Origin of the sequence: Polaromonas sp. YR568 (assembly GCF_943372955.1) — a bacterium.
Classification (GTDB): domain Bacteria; phylum Pseudomonadota; class Gammaproteobacteria; order Burkholderiales; family Burkholderiaceae_C; genus Polaromonas.
The window spans coordinates 865,999-881,626 of sequence record NZ_CALSAL010000002.1 but is presented as its reverse complement, the minus strand read 5'-3'; the positions used below and the strand labels follow the sequence as shown (position 1 = coordinate 881,626).

Genomic DNA, 15,628 nt, shown 5'->3' with positions numbered 1-15,628 from the left:
AAGTTTGACCATGCACACATCGGCTCTTGTTCTGTTCTCTGGCGGTCAGGATTCCACCACCTGCCTGGCACACGCGCTGGCGCGCTATGAACGCGTCGAGACGGTGGCCTTCGACTACGGCCAGCGGCACAAGGTCGAGTTGCAGGCGCGGCTCAATGTGCTGCGGGAGATCAAGGCGCAGTTCCCGCAGTGGGCCCACAAGCTGGGCGAAGACCACCTGCTCGATCTGGCGGTGCTGGGCCAGGTGAGCGACACGTCGCTCACGCGCGACGTGGCCTTTCGCATGGAAAGCTCGGGGCTGCCCAACACCTTTGTGCCGGGGCGCAACCTGCTGTTCCTCACGCTCGCTGCCGCGCTGGCCTACCGGCGCGACCTGCAGGTGCTGGTGACCGGCGTGTGCGAGACGGATTTTTCAGGCTACCCCGATTGCCGCGACGACACCATCAAGGCCATGCAGCTGGCGCTGTCGCTGGGCATGGACAAGCGCTTCCTGATCGAAACGCCGCTGATGTGGATCGACAAGGCCGACACCTGGCGCATGGCTCACACCCTGGGCGAGAAGTCAGGCGTGCCAAGCGGCGGTGAGGCGCTGGTGGCACTGATCGTGGAGCACACGCATACCTGCTATCTCGGCGACCGCGAGCACCGCCATGACTGGGGCTATGGCTGCGGCAGCTGCCCGGCCTGTGAGCTGCGTGCGCGGGGATTTTCCGGCTATCGGGCCTCGCCTGTGGGGAAGCCCTAGGGCCTAGCTCTGGCTTTCAATGATGCTACGCGTGACTGCGGGCGGCGCATCCCCGATGTGAAATGCCAGCTTGCGCTCGCGCAGCGCCACGTCGCTGGCCGTCACGCGGTCAAAGCGCCGCAGGTGCTCGGTCCAGGTCTCGTCGGTGATCTGCTCCACATAGTGCCCAAGCCGGCTCACGTCGCGCAGCAGCGCCCATTGCAGGGCGCCCTGGCGCAGGCGGCTGCGGCGGCTCTCCTGCATCAACGCCACGAAGTCATCGGCGTGCGCCGGATTAATCTGGTAATCAATTGACACCACCACCGGCCCGGCGTCGGGTGCGACCTGCTCCACCGGCGCCTTGAACTCGCGTGACGGCGTGAGGTCTTCCTCGATGCTCAGGTCCGTCACCCAGCGCTGCGCCAGAAACATGCCGAGCAAGCCACTGCCTGCTGCCACCAGCAGGCTGATGGTCACCGTGCCCAGTGTGGCCACCTGGCCCCACAGCGCAGCACCCAGGGCGCTGGCGCCCATGATGGCCATCTGGTACATCGACATGCCGCGTGCACGTACCCAGTCGGGCAGGGCGAGTTGCGCGGACACACTGAGCGAGTTCGCACAGATGATCCACGCCATGCCATTGAGCACCATGGCAGGCACGGCCAGCCACGCATTCGGTGCCAGCGCCACCACCACGGTCGACACCGACTGAAGCCCGGTCGCGCCCAGCACCAGGGTGTTGCGCGTCATTTGCTGGCGCAGGCGCGGCAGGAACAGCGCCGCCACAATCGCGCCGCTCCCCATCGCCGCCAGCAGCATCGTGAACGTGCCAGCATCACCGCCCTGCAGCCGCCGCGCCACCAGCGGCAGCAAGGCCAGCAGTGCGGTGGAATGAAAGAAGAACAGTGACACCTGCAGCAACACGGCGCGCAGTCGGCTGGACTGGCGCACGAACTGCAGGCCAACCCGCATCGCGCTCACGAGGCGTTCCCGGCCGAGCGGGTTGGGCACATGCTCACGCTTCCAGCGCATGATGATGAAGGCCGAGAGGATCGACAGCACCGCGTTGAGCACAAACACATACTCGGTACCGGCGCTGGCAATCAGTGCACCGGCCACCAGCGGGCCGATGATGCGCGACGCATTCATCGACACGCCGTTGAGCGCCAGCGCGGCGGGCAGCTGGGCTCTGGGCACCAGCTCCGGCACGATGGCGGCGAACACCGGCCAGCGCATCGCCAGGCCCACGCCGTTGGCAAAGGTCAGCGCCAGCAGCAGGGCGGGCGTCATCACGTCCGCGATCACGGCAATGCACAGCAGCGAGGCCACGGCGGCCACCCAGAACTGCGTGATGATGAAGTAACGCCGCCGGTCGAGGATGTCGGCCAGCGCACCGCTGGGCAGACCGAGCAGGAACACCGGCAGCGTGGCGGCCGACTGCACCAGCGCCACCCAGATCGGCGTGGTGGTCATCGAGGTCATCATCCACGCGGCCGCCACATCGTTCATCCACATGCAGATATTGGCTGCCAGCCAGGTGCTCCACAGCATGCGGAAAACCGGCAGGCGCATGGGCGCCCAGGCTGACAGCGATTCGGCTGGTGCCAGTGGCGACGGCGATGACGCTTCAGCCATTCAGCGCGCGTCCGGTGCGGTCTGCTGGCTCATCGCGTTCAGCGTGTACAGCGAAGGCGATCCCTCGGGGCGCCTTTCCAGTGTCCAGACGGTGCGGTGAAACGCTGCTGCTGTGGGCCGGTGCGCAATCGACACCATGCTGCCGTGCGCCGCCTTCACATGGGCCACCAGCTTTTCGTAAAGCGTCTTCTCGGCCGCCTCGTCCAGCGCACTGGTGGCCTCGTCGGCAAAAATCCAGCGGGGCTTCTTCAGCAGCACACGCGCAATCGCCAGCCGCTGCTGCTCGCCGCCCGAGAGCTTTTGTGTCCAGGCGTCTTCTTCGTCCAGACGGCTGGCCAGCTGCGGCAGCAAGGCATCGGTGAGCGCCTGTTTCAGGTCGGCATCGGCATAGGTGGCGGCTGGTTCCGGATAGGCCAGCGCATCGCGCAGCCGACCATCAGGGAAATACGGGCGCTGCGGAATGAACATCGCCTGCTGCGGCAACTGGGCGCGCCCGGTCGAGAACGGCCAGATGCCCGCAAACGCCCTGAACAGCGTCGACTTGCCGCTGCCCGACGGCCCCTTGACCAGCACGCTGTCGCCGGGCTGGGTCTGCAGGTTCAGGTCTTTCAGCAGCGTCACGCCGGTGGGCAGCTGCAGAGTGAGGTTCTGGGCCACCAGCGAGTCCGTCGGGGTGGTCGCCGCATCGGCGGGCTGCACCTGCGCAGCTTCGCGTTCGCGCGTGGCCTGGTCAATCGCCGACATGCTGTCTTCGAAGCTGGTCAGGCGGTCGGTGGTGGCGCGCCAGGCGGCCAGGCTGCTGTAGTTGTCGACGAACCAGCTGAGTGAGTCCTGCACCTTTCCGAAGGCCGACGAAATCTGGATCAACTGCCCGAGCTGGATGGCACCGCTGAAAAAGCGCGGTGCGGCCACCAGAAACGGAAAGATCACTGCCGCCTGCCCGAAAAAGCTGGTGAACCAGATCAGCCGCTTTTGCGCCTTGAGCAGCAGCAGGTAATTGGCCAGCACCGAAGAAAAGCGTCCGCCCAGATGGTTCTGCTCCACCCGCTCGCCACGGTCCAGTGCGATCGATTCGCTGTATTCACGCACCCGCACCATGTGGTGGCGGAAGTCCGCTTCATAGCGCTGCTGCAGGAAGTTGAGACCAATCTGAGGCCGGCCGATGTAGTGCGTGAGCACGCTGCCCAGCGCGCAGTAGGCAATCGCTGCCCACACCATGAAGCCGGGGATGGTGTAGCTGCTGCCCGCAAGCGAAAAGGTGAAGGAGCCCGACAGCGCCCACAGGATGCCAATGAAGCTCACCAGCGTGACCACGGCGTTGAGCAGCCCCATGGTCAGCGACACGGTGTAGGTGGTGAAGGTGTTGAGGTCTTCCTGGATGCGCTGGTCCGGGTTGTCGGGCGTGGGGCCTTGTTGGTCGGCGGCATACACCGCACTGATGGCGGGTGTGGCGACAGCTGTGGCAGAAAAGCGCGCCAGCTCCATCTTGTAAAACGCCTGCCCCGACAGCCACCGACGCAGGTAATCGCGTGTCATCCACGAGCGCCAGCGGATCTCCAGCAGCTGCGTGAGGTAGAACTTGTAGACCGCCATCAGGATGGCAATCACCGCGAGGTAACTGAAACGCACCATCTGCTGCCAGAACACAGTCTGGTCTTTCTTTTCCAGCGCGTCATAAAACACGCGGTACCAGTCATTGAACTGCACCGCCATGTACACCGTGCCGAGGTTGAGCACCACGATGGCCAGCAGCAGGCCGCGGGCTTTCCAGCGGTCTTCGGAGCGGAAGTAGGGTGCGGCCAACGCCCAGACGCGGCCGCTGAACAGGCGGAAGGTGGCGAATTTGGCAGCAAGGCGCGTCAGCAGGTTCATTCGGTCAACCTTGGGTGAAGAAAGGGGAACAGGGGAGCCAATCGGGCAACTGAGGCAACAGCATCAAGACGACTGGTTGGCCACGCCGCTGGCCACATGGCCAGCCGGCACATGCTGTGCGGCGGAGTGCACATGGCTGGTCTGGTCGTCAAAGAAAAAGTCGGGCTCGAACTCGCGCAGGAATTCGCCCTTGGCCAGACCGCCGAGGAACATCGCTTCATCAACCTCGATGTTCCAGTCCATCAGCGTGCGGATGGCGCGCTCGTGCGCGGGCGCACTGCGCGCAGTGACCAGCGCGGTACGGATGCGCATGCGCGAGGTGCCGGCCTGCTGCAAGCGGTGCAGCGCTTCGAGCAACGGTTTGAAGGGGCCGGCCAGCAGCGGCTGGCTGGCCTTGTCGTATTCGTGGGCCTGGAAGGCCGACAGACCCTCGGCCTGGAACACGCGCTCAGCCTCGTCTGAGAACAGCACCGCGTCGCCGTCGAAGGCAATGCGAACCTCATGCGGGTGGGCGTCGCTGGCGCGTGCCGATTGCGGGTACACCTGCGCGGCCGGCACACCAGCGGCCAGCGCCTCGCGCACATCGCTCAGATGGGCTGACAGGAACAGGTTGGCGTGCAGCGGTTTGAGGTAGCGCCATGGCGGCTCACCGCGGTTGAAGGTGCCACGCTGAATGTTGAGGCCGTAGTGCTGCGCCGAGCGGAACACCCGCATGCCCGAGACGGGGTCGTTGCGCGAGAGGATCACTACCTCGACGCGTTGGGCCTTGTATGCGGGGTCCGGTGTTTCGTTAAAAGCGAGCAGTTTTTTCACAAGTGAAAATGCCACACCCGGCTTGGCCGGCACGTCGAGGCGGTCCAGCTGCAGCTTCATGTAGGCGGCGTCTTTTTTGGCGCCGGGTACGGGCGGTGTGTTCAGGCCGGACTCAAAGACCTGATTTTCCTCTTCAAAGTCGAACAGTGCGCGCGAGGAGATCGCCACCACGAGTTGACCATCCAGACTTGCTGCCATAGTGACGTGCCTTGATCTTTCAGGGGGGTTGCAGGGTCAGAGTGAACCATTGTCCATATTCCGGTGCGGCGAGTGGCCACGCGTCGGCCCGGGTGATGTGACGCTGGCCGCGGGCAATGAGTTCCACCGCGCGAATCACGCCGGCGTGGGTGATCCACACGGTGTCGCCGTGCAGATCACGCCCCAGGTCGTCAAAGGCGGCCGCCACGCGGTTCATCACCTGCGTCACGCTATCGCCATGGCCGCCGACGCGGTGGTTGGCGAAGTCGTCGGTCCAGGCTTTCAAGCTGGGCGGGTCAATGGTTTGCCACAACAGTCCTTCCCATTCGCCAAAATGCATTTCCTTGAGGCGGTCGTCGGCTGCAGGGGACAGGTCAGGCCGCAGGCCGTGTAGCTGCATGGCCAGCTCGGCGCAGCGCCGCAGTGGTGAATGCACCAGGCGCGCGTTGATGGGTAGCGCGGTGGCCAGCGCCTGGGCGCAGCGCTCGGTGTCTGGCGCCCGAGCGGGCAGGTCGAGCTGGCCGTAGCAGGTGCCCGGAGCCACCTCGGGTTGCGCATGCCGGACCAGCCAGAGTTTCATGGGTGGCACGCAGCAAGTCAGAGGGCCACCACCAGACCCAGGTAGAACGCGATCTCGCAGATTTGCTGGGTGGCGCCCAGGCAGTCGCCGGTGAAGCCCTGCAGTCGCTGTTTGAATCGATACGCCATCCACAGCAGTGCAATAACCGCAAAGCCGCAGGCGACGAGCAGGCTGCCGACGTCAATCACGAGGCTGGCCAGCGCCAGCACGGCCAGACACCAGATCAGCGCCACCAGCAGCGTTGCTGGCGCGATATGCCCAGCCAGCGGACGGGACTTGGAACTGGCGCTGTCGCCCACATGCGGCAGCAGGTGAATCACTAGCAGCGGCAAGCCGCGCGACACCACGTGGGCGGCAATCAGGGCGACACCGATGTAGGCGTCGCTCCATGAAGCGACGTCCCAGTCTCCGGGCTCATCGCTCTGCACAGGGGCGACTTCAACCGATCCAAGAACAGCAATCAGCCCCACCTTGACCAGCAGCGCCAGCACCAGCGCCATCGCGCCAAACGCGCCGACGCGCGAGTCTTTCATGATCTGGAGCGCACGGTCGCGGTCGAAGCTGCCCCCCAGCCCGTCGGCCACATCGGCCAGCCCGTCTTCATGGAAGCCTCCGGTGAGTAGCACGGTGGCGGCGGTAGACAATGCCGCCGCGACCAGTGGCGCGAGCGGCACGTCGGGCAGCAGGGTCTGCAGCAGCAGGTACACCGCAGCGGCCACCATACCAACCAGAATGCCCACCCCCGGCAGGTGTCCGGCGCTGGTTCTCAGCAGTTCGGGGCTGAAACCTACCCACTCGGCCAGTCGCCCGGTGACAGGAATGCGCGTGAAGAACTGCAGCGCCAGCAGGAACTCGCGGATGAAGTCGGCAAGGAAATTCATGGAGCCTCTTTCCCGCTGACAGCAGCCGACTCGAAGCTGGCCATTTCGTCAAGAAACCGCGCTGCCGACTGCAGCAGCGGCCACGCCAGCAGCGCGCCGGTGCCTTCGCCCAGCCGCAGGCCGAGGTCCAGCAGCGGCTGCGCACCCATGTGAGCCAGCAACAGGCGATGGCCCTGCTCGTTGGAGCAGTGACAAAACACCATGTAATCGCGTGCGGCGGGCGCCAGTGCCTGCGCCACCAGCGCTGCGGCGCCGGCGATGAACCCATCGACCAGCACCACGCGGCGCTCGCTGGCCGCCTGCAGCATGGCGCCGGTCATCATGGCGATTTCAAACCCGCCCAGCGCCGCCAGTGCGTCCAGCGGCGCGGTGGCGTCGGGGTGGCGCGCCAGGGCGCGTGCGAGCACGGCGCGCTTGTGCTGGAGCTGCTGGTCGTCGAGGCCGGTGCCCCGCCCGGTGGCGTCGGCAATCGAGCTGCCGGTCAGGCGCGCCATCAGCAGCGCGGCTGCAGAGGTGTTGGCTATGCCCATCTCGCCAAACGCCACCACATTGCCGGGCAGGTCGCGTAATACGGCCATGCCGGCATCGAGTGCGGCTTGCGCTTGCTCTGCCGTCATGGCCGTCTGCTCGCAGATGTTCTGCGTGCCGTGCGCGATTTTGCGTGGTTGCAACTGGGGATGCGCGGGCAGGTCGGCGGCGACGCCCGCATCGACCACCTGCAGCGCAAAGCCATGCTGGCGTGCAAACACATTGATGGCGGCACCGCCCGCGAGCATGTTGCCCACCATCTGCACCGTGACCGCCTGCGGAAAGGCCGAAACGCCTTCGGCTGCAATGCCGTGGTCGGCTGCAAACACCACCATCTGCGGCTCGCTCAGCGCGATGGCTTCGCGCTGCTGGATCAGGCCCAGCTGGAGCGCCAGGCTTTCCAGCTGGCCCAGGGCGCCTTGCGGCTTGGTCTTGTGGTCGATCTTGTGCTGCAGGCGGGCCCGGAGATCGGCGTTTGCCGTGAGGTCAATACGGGGCAGGGGCATGGGGGCAGAAGGTCAAGGTGCGGTGGTGGTCAGCTCGGCCAGGCACTTCGGGCAGAAGCAGGTGGTCGCGGTGTCGTCTGTTGCGGGGACCGGAAGCACAGGCGGCAGTTGAAAGCACCAGCAGGTCGCGTCCCCACTGACCATGCCGCACCTAAAGCCTGCGCCGCATCGTGGACACACAGAGGACGCATCTGCTGATGAAGCGGGCGCTGGTTCTGCCTCGGCAACGGGGGTGGACATGACGGCTGTCAGCTTTGCAGGAACAGCCGGTAAGCCGGGTTGTCGGTTTCTTCGACATGCGGGTAGCCCAGCGTGTCGAGAAAATCCTTGAATGCCTTGTGGTCGGCCTTGGGCACCTGCAGCCCGACCAGAATGCGGCCGTAGTCGGCGCCCTGGTTGCGGTAGTGGAAGAGGCTGATGTTCCAGCCCGGCCGCATGCTGGAGAGGAACTTCATCAGCGCCCCCGGCCGCTCGGGGAAGATGAAGCGCAGCAGGCGCTCGTCTTTCGACAGCGCACTGTGCCCGCCCACCATATGGCGGATGTGCTCCTTGGCCAGCTCGTCGTGGGTGAGGTCGAGCGCGTTGAAACCCTGGCGCGAAAAGAGTTTGGCGATCTTGGTGCTCTCACCCTTGGCCGAGGTGGTGAGGCCGACGAACACATGTGCCTTGGCGTCGTCGCTGATGCGGTAGTTGAACTCGGTCACGTTGCGCGGGCCGCCGGGCAGCTCGCCGATCAGCTTGCAAAAGCGCCGGAAGCTGCCGCGCTCTTCTGGAATGGTCACGGCAAACAGTGCTTCACGCTCTTCACCCACTTCCGCTCGCTCGGCAACGAAGCGCAGGCGGTCAAAGTTCATGTTGGCGCCGCACAGGATGGCGGCGTAGGTCTCGCCTTTGGTCTTGTGGGTGGCCACGTACTGCTTGATGGCCGCCACTGCCAGCGCGCCCGAGGGCTCGACGATGCTTCGTGTGTCGACAAAAATATCCTTGATCGCGGCGCACACGGCGTCGGTGTCCACGCTGATGAATTCATCCACAAGATCGCGGCTGATGCGGAAGGTTTCCTCGCCCACCAGCTTCACGGCGGTGCCGTCTGCGAACAGGCCCACATCCTGCAGCGTGACCCGTTTTTTGGCCGTCACCGACTGCAGCATGGCGTCGGAGTCGTTCATTTGCACGCCAATGACCTTGATCTCGGGCCGCACGGCCTTGATGTAATTGGCCACACCCGAAATCAGCCCGCCACCGCCAATGGCCACAAACACCGCATCCAGACGGCTGGAGCCGATGGTCTGCAACTGCATCAGGATTTCCATGGCAATCGTGCCCTGGCCGGCGATGACGTCCGGGTCGTCGAAGGGGTGCACAAAGGTCAGGCCGCGCTTTTTCTCCAGCGTCACCGCGTGGGTGTAGGCGTCGGAGTAGCTGTCGCCGTGCAGCACCACGTCAGCCCCCCAGGCCTCGACGGCATCGACCTTCAGCCGCGGCGTGGTGGTGGGCATGACCACCACGGCCCGCGTACCCAGTTTCTGGGCGCTCATGGCCACCCCTTGCGCGTGGTTGCCGGCCGAGGCGCAGATCACGCCTTTTTTCAGCTGCGCCGGGCTCAGGTGCGCCATCTTGTTGTAAGCGCCGCGCAGCTTGAAGCTGAAGACGGGCTGCTGGTCTTCCCGCTTGAGCAGCACGGTGTTGCCCAGCCGTTTACCCAGGTTTTTTGCGGCTTCGAGGTTCGATTCCACCGCCACGTCATAGACGCGCGCGGTCAGGATTTTTTTCAGGTAATCGGCGGGTGTCAGCTGGCCGGTGGGCCTTTTGCCGGGTTTGGCGGGGCGTCTGGCGGGGGTGGGCGTCGGTGGGGTCATCTTTTTTCTCGCAGCCTGACATCATAGTGGGCAAGAAAAAAGGCCCAGACCTTGCGATCTGGGCCTGTAAATCCACCCTTAGAGGAGGTGGAGGAGACAACCAGTGCAAAAATGCGTCACGTAGGTGAGCAGGATTGCGATGAAATCAGTATAGCGGAGCGATGTTGCGCTGCACAATACCCTGCTGTTGGAAATTTTACCTTTCCACACCTTCCTGGTTATTAATCTTTTGCATGAGGAACGACGTTTATGGAATGCACCGTCAGCTGGACCGGAACACCGGCCACGACCGGCTCACCGTCGGGGATGACTTTTCTGGCCCAGACGGGCAGCGGCCACACGCTGGTGATGGACGGCGCACCCGACGCGGCCAAGCCCGAGAACGGTGGCGCCAACCTCGCACCGCGCCCCATGGAGACGGTGCTGGCCGGCACAGGCGGCTGCACCGCCTATGACGTGGTGCTGATCCTCAAGCGCGGCCGGCACGATGTGCGTGGCTGCTCGGTCAAGCTCACCTCAGAGCGCGCGCCGGTGGATCCCAAGGTCTTCACGAAAATCCACATGCACTTTGTTGTGACAGGCCGTGGACTGACCGCTACCGCGGTCGAGCGCGCTGTGGCCATGAGCCACGACAAGTACTGCTCGGCCACCATCATGCTGGGCAAGACGGCAGAGATCACCACCAGCTTCGAGCTGGTGGAGGTCTGAAAGGAATCGGTCTAATCGGGGCCGGTCACAGGTAGTGCGCGGTGGTCGTCATGACCCGCGCCGCCGACCGCATCAGGGCCTTGACGGGTGCAGGAAGTGGCAATGCACCGACTTGCTCCGCTTCCTTGGCATGCGCTGCCTCGTCGTCCTTCATCTGCGCCACGATGGCGCGCGACTCGTGGTCGCCTTGCGGCAGGCGCTCCAGATGCTCGGCCAGATGCGCTTCGACCTGACGTTCGGTTTCCACCACAAAGCCGAGGCTGAGGCGGTCGCCCAGCCGGCTGGCCACCAGTCCCAGACCGAAAGCGCCGGCGTACCAGAGCGGATTGAGCAGCGAGCGGCGCGCACCCAGTTCGTCCAGCCGTTGCTGCGTCCACGCGAGGTGATCGCCTTCTTCGCGACTGGCTTGAAGAAAGTGTTCACGCAGCGCCGGGTCGCGCGTGCCGAGTGCCTGCGCGGCATAAAGCGCCTGGGCACAGACCTCGCCCACATGGTTCACGCGCATCAGGGCGCCTGAGAGCGCCTTGTCCTGCGTGCTCAGTTCGGTCGCCTGTCCGGGCACCGTGGGGCAGGCCCGGCTGGCGCGTGGTTTGGCGAACAGGGTTCGCAGTGCAGCGTCGGCGGTGGTGATGGAAACGTCAAGAGCTGAAGCCATGGAGTGTCTCGGTGTGAATGCGTTGTCTCAAGGTGATTGCGCTTCGGTCCTGCAATCGTACTGCGACTGGGCCATGCGATGCCCTGAAATGCAAAAAGCCCCCGTGAGGGAGCTTTTTGCTGGGGTGGTCGGTTGAACGGACTGACGTCCATCCAACGCTTCATCAGAACGTGTGTCGAATACCGAACGCGATGTTGGTCGAATCCACGCCGGCTGACGAGGTGACACCACCCAGGAAGCCGTTGCCGCCAGGAGCAGTCTGGCCTAGGCCTTTGTTGTTGAAGCGGGTCAGCACTGCGTTCAGGTTGGTGCGCTTGGACAGCGCGTAGGTGTAGGTTGCGCCATACGACGAGGTGTCGGCATCGTTCGGACGCTTGTCGTTCAGGCGGTTGTAGGCCACGACCCAGGTGTGCGGGCCGGTGGTCATCCGGTAGCCGATGTGCATCAGGTTGGCATCCTGCCGGAAGCCATTGATGTAGGCGTTCTGGATGGTCAGAGCGTTGGCAGAGCCTACTGCGTTGACGAGTGTGGTGTTGGTCGAGATCGTCGACAGGCCGCTTGGATTTTCATCCTTGATGGTAGCGTACTGGCCGTACAAGGTACCAGGGCCGACATCCACGGTGGCACCGATCACGTTGTTGGTCAGTGACTTTCTGCCGAGTTCGTTGTTACGCCGGTTGTGACCGAAGCCAACAGAGTAGCCTGCGCCCTTGTAGATGACCATGCCGCCAACAAAGCGGCTTGCCGAGTCGCCCACAGTGGCTGAAGCAGCTTCGCCAGCACCGTACATCAGCGTGGCGGTCACGCCTGCGTACTGGATCCCGTACTGAACGGTGTTGCTCAGGCGGATGTCAAAGGTCGGAGGAAAGCTTCCAACCTGACCTGCGGCGAGGCTGGACTGGGTTTGCGATGCATCGAACGTTGCGCCCACCAGGTAGCCTGGCGTGTACTGGCGGCCCAAGGTGACAGCACCGAAAGGTGTGACCAGACCTACAAATGCCTGGCGGTCGAACAGGTTGCCAGCCGTGTTGACGCCGACGCTACCGCCCAGCGTGGTGTTGAGACTGTCAAGAGCGGTCTGGAATGCCGTATTGAGGCCCAGACGGGAGGCCTGCGACAAGCGGTCAGGAAGCTGGGTGCCGGAATTCGCGCGGTTTGTCACCGATCCGGTATCGGCTTCAAAGCGATTTTCCAGCGTGAAGATGGCCTTGTACCCGCCGCCCAGGTCTTCCGTGCCACGAAGACCAAAACGCGAGCCTTCCATGATGCCGCTGGCAATGGTGCTCACGGTGCCCTGGCGCAGGCCGGACACGCGGTTATAGCCGGCATCAACGAGGCCGTAGACGGTGACGGTGCTTTGTGCCATGGCCGCCGAGGTGGACAAAAGTCCCATCACAGCGGTTGCAACCAAGGTCAGTTTTTTCATGGTGTCTCCAGAGAGTTGTAATTGGTCAGAGATTGAAATCCAGCTGGCTTTTGCGCGCCGCATGCCGTCTTTACCGCTGGTCTGGGGTGAACATTAATGGTGGCCCTCCAGCCCGTAAAGAGGGTGATTGCCGGGGGTATCGCCTTGGTGACAAGGGAAAACCCCTTGTCAGCAGGGCTGTGGTGGGTTGCGTCGGCATGGACTGAATACGCGTTGCATCGTGCTTTCCCCAGTCAAATACGCTCTGCCGTCGCGTCTATGCCCGCCTTCAGGCCAGCCTGTTCGCGCCGTATAGGCACAGACCTCTAGATTTGGACTGCTGTGGCGTGACGGCGACATTCAATGTCGCAACTTTTTGTATGGGCGATGACTCGCATCAGTAACACGCTAATTCCCCTGTCGTGTCACCAAAACAATGCGCGGCAGAAGATGCGCACCATAACGGGGCTCGACTGCGGCCGCTTTCCCGTTCTTCTCCTCTGTGACGCGTGCTGAATTGCTGTCGGGAGCCTCTTGAGGCGAAAGCACCTCTGTTGTGCATGAAAAATCCGATGTGGCGGGCGACCAACATGTAAGGTATGAATTTTGCTAATAGTCCAATAAGGGTTAGGCATACATCGTGACCTTTTGGTTAAATCCGGTTAAGGGTTAACCAGAAGCCCTTAGTCAGTTTTCGTTTGGTTCCAAGTGTTTCCCTTTCTTTTTGGAGATTTCTAATGATGAAAAAAAGCCTCGTTGCTGTGGCCGTGATGGCTGTTTCCGGCATGGCCTCTGCCCAGTCCACCGTGACCATTTACGGTCTGATTGACGCCTACTTTGGCTCGGTGAAGTCTGGCACCCTGACCCAAACCGTGGTCAATAGCGGTGGTCTTCAGTCCAGCCGATTTGGTTTCAAGGGCACCGAGGACCTCGGTGGTGGTCTGAAGGCCAACTTTGTGCTCGAAGCTGGCTTTAATGTTGATACCGGTGCTTCGAGGGCTTATGACAACCCGTACACGAACGCGGCCACCACCGCGATGTTTGGGCGGCAGACCTTCGTCGGCCTGTCGGGCGGCTTCGGCGAAGTGAAACTCGGCAAGATGTGGACCCCATTTGACGAAGTCAAGGGTTCTGGCGCTGCCGGTTTTGATGCCAACGTCTTCGCGCCTGCGACCAACGTGTGGTCCAGCAACAGCTACAGCGACCTCCCTGGCAACGCGATTTATTACTCGACCCCCAACTTCAGCGGCTTCAGCGCTGCGGTCATGCACAGCTTCGGCGAGAACAAGACCGCCACGGTCGGTGCTGGTTCGATTTCTTCCATGAACGTCGCGTACTCTGCCGGCCCCTTGGCCGCTGCGCTGTCGTACCAGACCCAGAAATCCACTGGTGCAGTCGCTGCCACCAAGTACACGCAACTGAACGGCTCTTACGACCTCGGCGTCGTGAAACTGCTTGGCGCCTATGGCACGACCAAGAATCAGTCCAGCCCTGTGACCACGCTGGCCCAGGAAAAGACCAAGGAATACCAGCTGGGTCTGGACTTCCCGGTCTCCAGCACTTTTACGCTGTCTGGCGGCTACGCCCGCTCCAAGGGCACGCGTGCCGCTGGTGCATCCGAGCTGAAGCGCACCGGCTACGGTATCGCTGGTCTGTACGCGATGTCCAAGCGCACCAACCTGTACGCTGGTTACCAGAATGCCAAGGAAACCGCTGCTGGTCTGGCTGATCGCAAGGACAGTACCGTCGGCGTGGGTGTTCGCCACACGTTCTGATCGACTGCGTTTGCCATTCCCCTTTCACAGGGGTTTGTCGATAAAAGCCACCTTGGGTCCGCCCAAGGTGGCTTTTTCATTAGGGACTCTCGGCACCGATCGAAGTCCCGACATGTGCATACACGCCATTACGTTGAATACTTAAGTAGACGTTGTTGGAATCCCACGACCCCCGGGGATAAGTGTGGCAACGGTGCAACGTCCAGATGGTTTTTCACGGCAATTCTTTGCGAATCGGCGCCCAGTCTGGTGCAATAGAGCCAACTTCCCGAAAGGGGGTTGGCCCGGGTCTCTGGTGGAGTCATGGAAGCATTAGCCGACATGCCCCCGTACCGGAGCCCTATGTTTAACCTTGGAGAAACTGCTCAATGAAAAAAACCCTTATCGCCTTTGCAGCACTCAGCGCTATCGCTGGTGTTGCACAAGCCCAGTCCAGCGTGACCCTGTACGGCCTGGTTGACGCGTTTGTTGGTCGCACCACGTCGCAAGTCGGCGCTGCTGCCAAACTGTCGCAAACCGTTGTCAACGGTAGCGGTCAGAACAACTCCCGTTGGGGCCTGCGCGGCTCTGAAGACCTCGGTGGTGGCATGAAAGCCATTTTCACCCTGGAAGGCGGCTTCCAGCCTGACAACGGTACCAACGCCACGATCTCCGCTCAAGGCGGTGGTCTGTTTGGCCGTGCCGCGTTTGTCGGCATCGAAGGCGGTTTCGGTACCGTGACCCTGGGTCGTGTGTACAGCGCTTACGACGATCTGCGTGGTGCAACCAACATGATCTATGACTCCAACTTCGCCACGACCGGCACCGTGTACGGCACTGGTCTGCGCGACTACCAGAACCGCAGCAGCAACGCCATCCGTTATGTTTCCCCAACCGTCTCTGGTTTCAGCGGCGCCATTTCTTATGGTATGGGCGAGAACAAAACGGCTACCGCTTCTGCTGAGAAAGTGACTGCCCTGCACATCAAATATGTGAACGGTCCCCTGTTTGTGGGTTACGCATACCAGAACGAGAAGCAAGTCAACGGCGGCAGCTACTTCGGTACCAACGCCACCCTCGGCACCGCGGCAACCGCACTGACGTTTGATTCCAACCGCAAGTACCACGCCCTCGGCGCTTCCTACGACTTCGGCGTTGCCAAGCTGACCGGTAGCTACAACACCTCCAAAGGCGAGACCGCTGCCAACACGTCCGCTTCGGACAAGGGTTACCAACTCGGCGTGAGCGTGCCATTCGGCGCTGCTGCTGTCGCTGTCGGTTACAGCCGCGAAAAGAGCGATGCCACCAACAACAACAACCGCGGTAAAGGTATGAGCATCTTGGGTACCTACGCCCTGTCGAAGCGTACCAACCTGTACGCTGGTTACCTGTCCACCAAGGTTCAGTCCACCAACGGTACCTCTGAAACCAAAGCCACCACTCTGGGCACTGGTATCAAGCACACGTTCTAATTTGAAGCTGGCTTGAAGCCAGTTTTCGATCAGAACCA

The 15,628-nt window shown here is 62.7% G+C and carries 14 protein-coding genes; 4 read left to right on the top strand and 10 right to left on the bottom strand.

Annotated elements, in window-relative coordinates:
- Positions 1-10 precede the first annotated feature (10 nt).
- On the top strand, positions 11-745 hold the full coding sequence (gene queC, locus AAG793_RS10140; RefSeq protein WP_341907532.1) for a 7-cyano-7-deazaguanine synthase QueC: 735 nt from the start codon (positions 11-13) through the stop codon (positions 743-745).
- Positions 746-748: 3 nt separating this feature from the next.
- Here queC and AAG793_RS10135 read toward each other — a convergent pair whose 3' ends face one another.
- The 8 genes from AAG793_RS10135 to ilvA form a co-directional block, all read right to left on the bottom strand.
- On the bottom strand, positions 749-2,359 hold the full coding sequence (locus tag AAG793_RS10135; protein ID WP_341907530.1) for an MFS transporter: 1,611 nt from the start codon (positions 2,357-2,359) through the stop codon (positions 749-751).
- Positions 2,360-4,231 (bottom strand): ABC transporter ATP-binding protein/permease, encoded by a 1,872-nt coding sequence (locus AAG793_RS10130; protein WP_341907526.1) that lies wholly within the window; start codon positions 4,229-4,231, stop codon positions 2,360-2,362. It abuts the gene before it with no gap.
- 63 nt (positions 4,232-4,294) lie between these two features.
- Positions 4,295-5,242, bottom strand: coding sequence for a 5'-nucleotidase (locus tag AAG793_RS10125; protein WP_341907523.1), 948 nt, complete (start codon positions 5,240-5,242; stop codon positions 4,295-4,297).
- A gap of 19 nt (positions 5,243-5,261) precedes the next feature.
- Positions 5,262-5,822 carry a histidine phosphatase family protein gene (locus AAG793_RS10120; protein ID WP_341907520.1) on the bottom strand — a complete coding sequence of 187 codons (561 nt, stop codon included), beginning with the start codon at positions 5,820-5,822 and terminating at the stop codon, positions 5,262-5,264.
- A 17-nt stretch (positions 5,823-5,839) separates the two neighbouring features.
- Entirely contained in the window at positions 5,840-6,703 is an 864-nt protein-coding gene (locus AAG793_RS10115) for an adenosylcobinamide-GDP ribazoletransferase (RefSeq protein WP_341907517.1), read from the bottom strand.
- A complete protein-coding gene (gene cobT, locus AAG793_RS10110; RefSeq protein ID WP_341907513.1) occupies positions 6,700-7,737 on the bottom strand; it encodes a nicotinate-nucleotide--dimethylbenzimidazole phosphoribosyltransferase in 1,038 nt (345 codons plus the stop codon). The genes AAG793_RS10115 and cobT overlap by 4 nt, the downstream gene beginning before the upstream one ends.
- A 12-nt stretch (positions 7,738-7,749) precedes the next feature.
- Positions 7,750-7,977, bottom strand: coding sequence for a cysteine-rich CWC family protein (locus tag AAG793_RS10105; RefSeq protein ID WP_341907511.1), 228 nt, complete (start codon positions 7,975-7,977; stop codon positions 7,750-7,752).
- An 8-nt stretch (positions 7,978-7,985) separates the two neighbouring features.
- Positions 7,986-9,596, bottom strand: a complete 1,611-nt coding sequence (gene ilvA, locus AAG793_RS10100; RefSeq protein WP_341907507.1) for a threonine ammonia-lyase, biosynthetic — start codon at positions 9,594-9,596, stop codon at positions 7,986-7,988.
- Positions 9,597-9,845: 249 nt separating this feature from the next.
- Here ilvA and AAG793_RS10095 point away from each other — a divergent pair, with 249 nt between their 5' ends.
- Positions 9,846-10,304, top strand: a complete 459-nt coding sequence (locus tag AAG793_RS10095; RefSeq protein WP_341907504.1) for an OsmC family protein — start codon at positions 9,846-9,848, stop codon at positions 10,302-10,304.
- A 25-nt stretch (positions 10,305-10,329) separates the two neighbouring features.
- Here the strand turns inward: AAG793_RS10095 and coq7 are convergent, their stop codons facing one another.
- Together coq7 and AAG793_RS10085 are read right to left on the bottom strand one after the other, a co-directional pair.
- The gene (coq7, locus tag AAG793_RS10090) at positions 10,330-10,959 is read right to left on the bottom strand and encodes a 2-polyprenyl-3-methyl-6-methoxy-1,4-benzoquinone monooxygenase (RefSeq protein ID WP_341907502.1); all 630 of its coding nucleotides are present in this window, start codon (positions 10,957-10,959) and stop codon (positions 10,330-10,332) included.
- A 163-nt stretch (positions 10,960-11,122) separates the two neighbouring features.
- Positions 11,123-12,385, bottom strand: a complete 1,263-nt coding sequence (locus AAG793_RS10085) for a porin (protein ID WP_341907500.1) — start codon at positions 12,383-12,385, stop codon at positions 11,123-11,125.
- A gap of 716 nt (positions 12,386-13,101) precedes the next feature.
- Here AAG793_RS10085 and AAG793_RS10080 point away from each other — a divergent pair.
- Together AAG793_RS10080 and AAG793_RS10075 are read left to right on the top strand one after the other, a co-directional pair.
- The gene (locus AAG793_RS10080) at positions 13,102-14,139 is read left to right on the top strand and encodes a porin (protein ID WP_341907496.1); all 1,038 of its coding nucleotides are present in this window, start codon (positions 13,102-13,104) and stop codon (positions 14,137-14,139) included.
- Between the two features lie 368 nt (positions 14,140-14,507).
- The gene (locus tag AAG793_RS10075; protein ID WP_341907484.1) at positions 14,508-15,590 is read left to right on the top strand and encodes a porin; all 1,083 of its coding nucleotides are present in this window, start codon (positions 14,508-14,510) and stop codon (positions 15,588-15,590) included.
- The last annotated feature ends 38 nt before the right edge of the window (positions 15,591-15,628 follow it).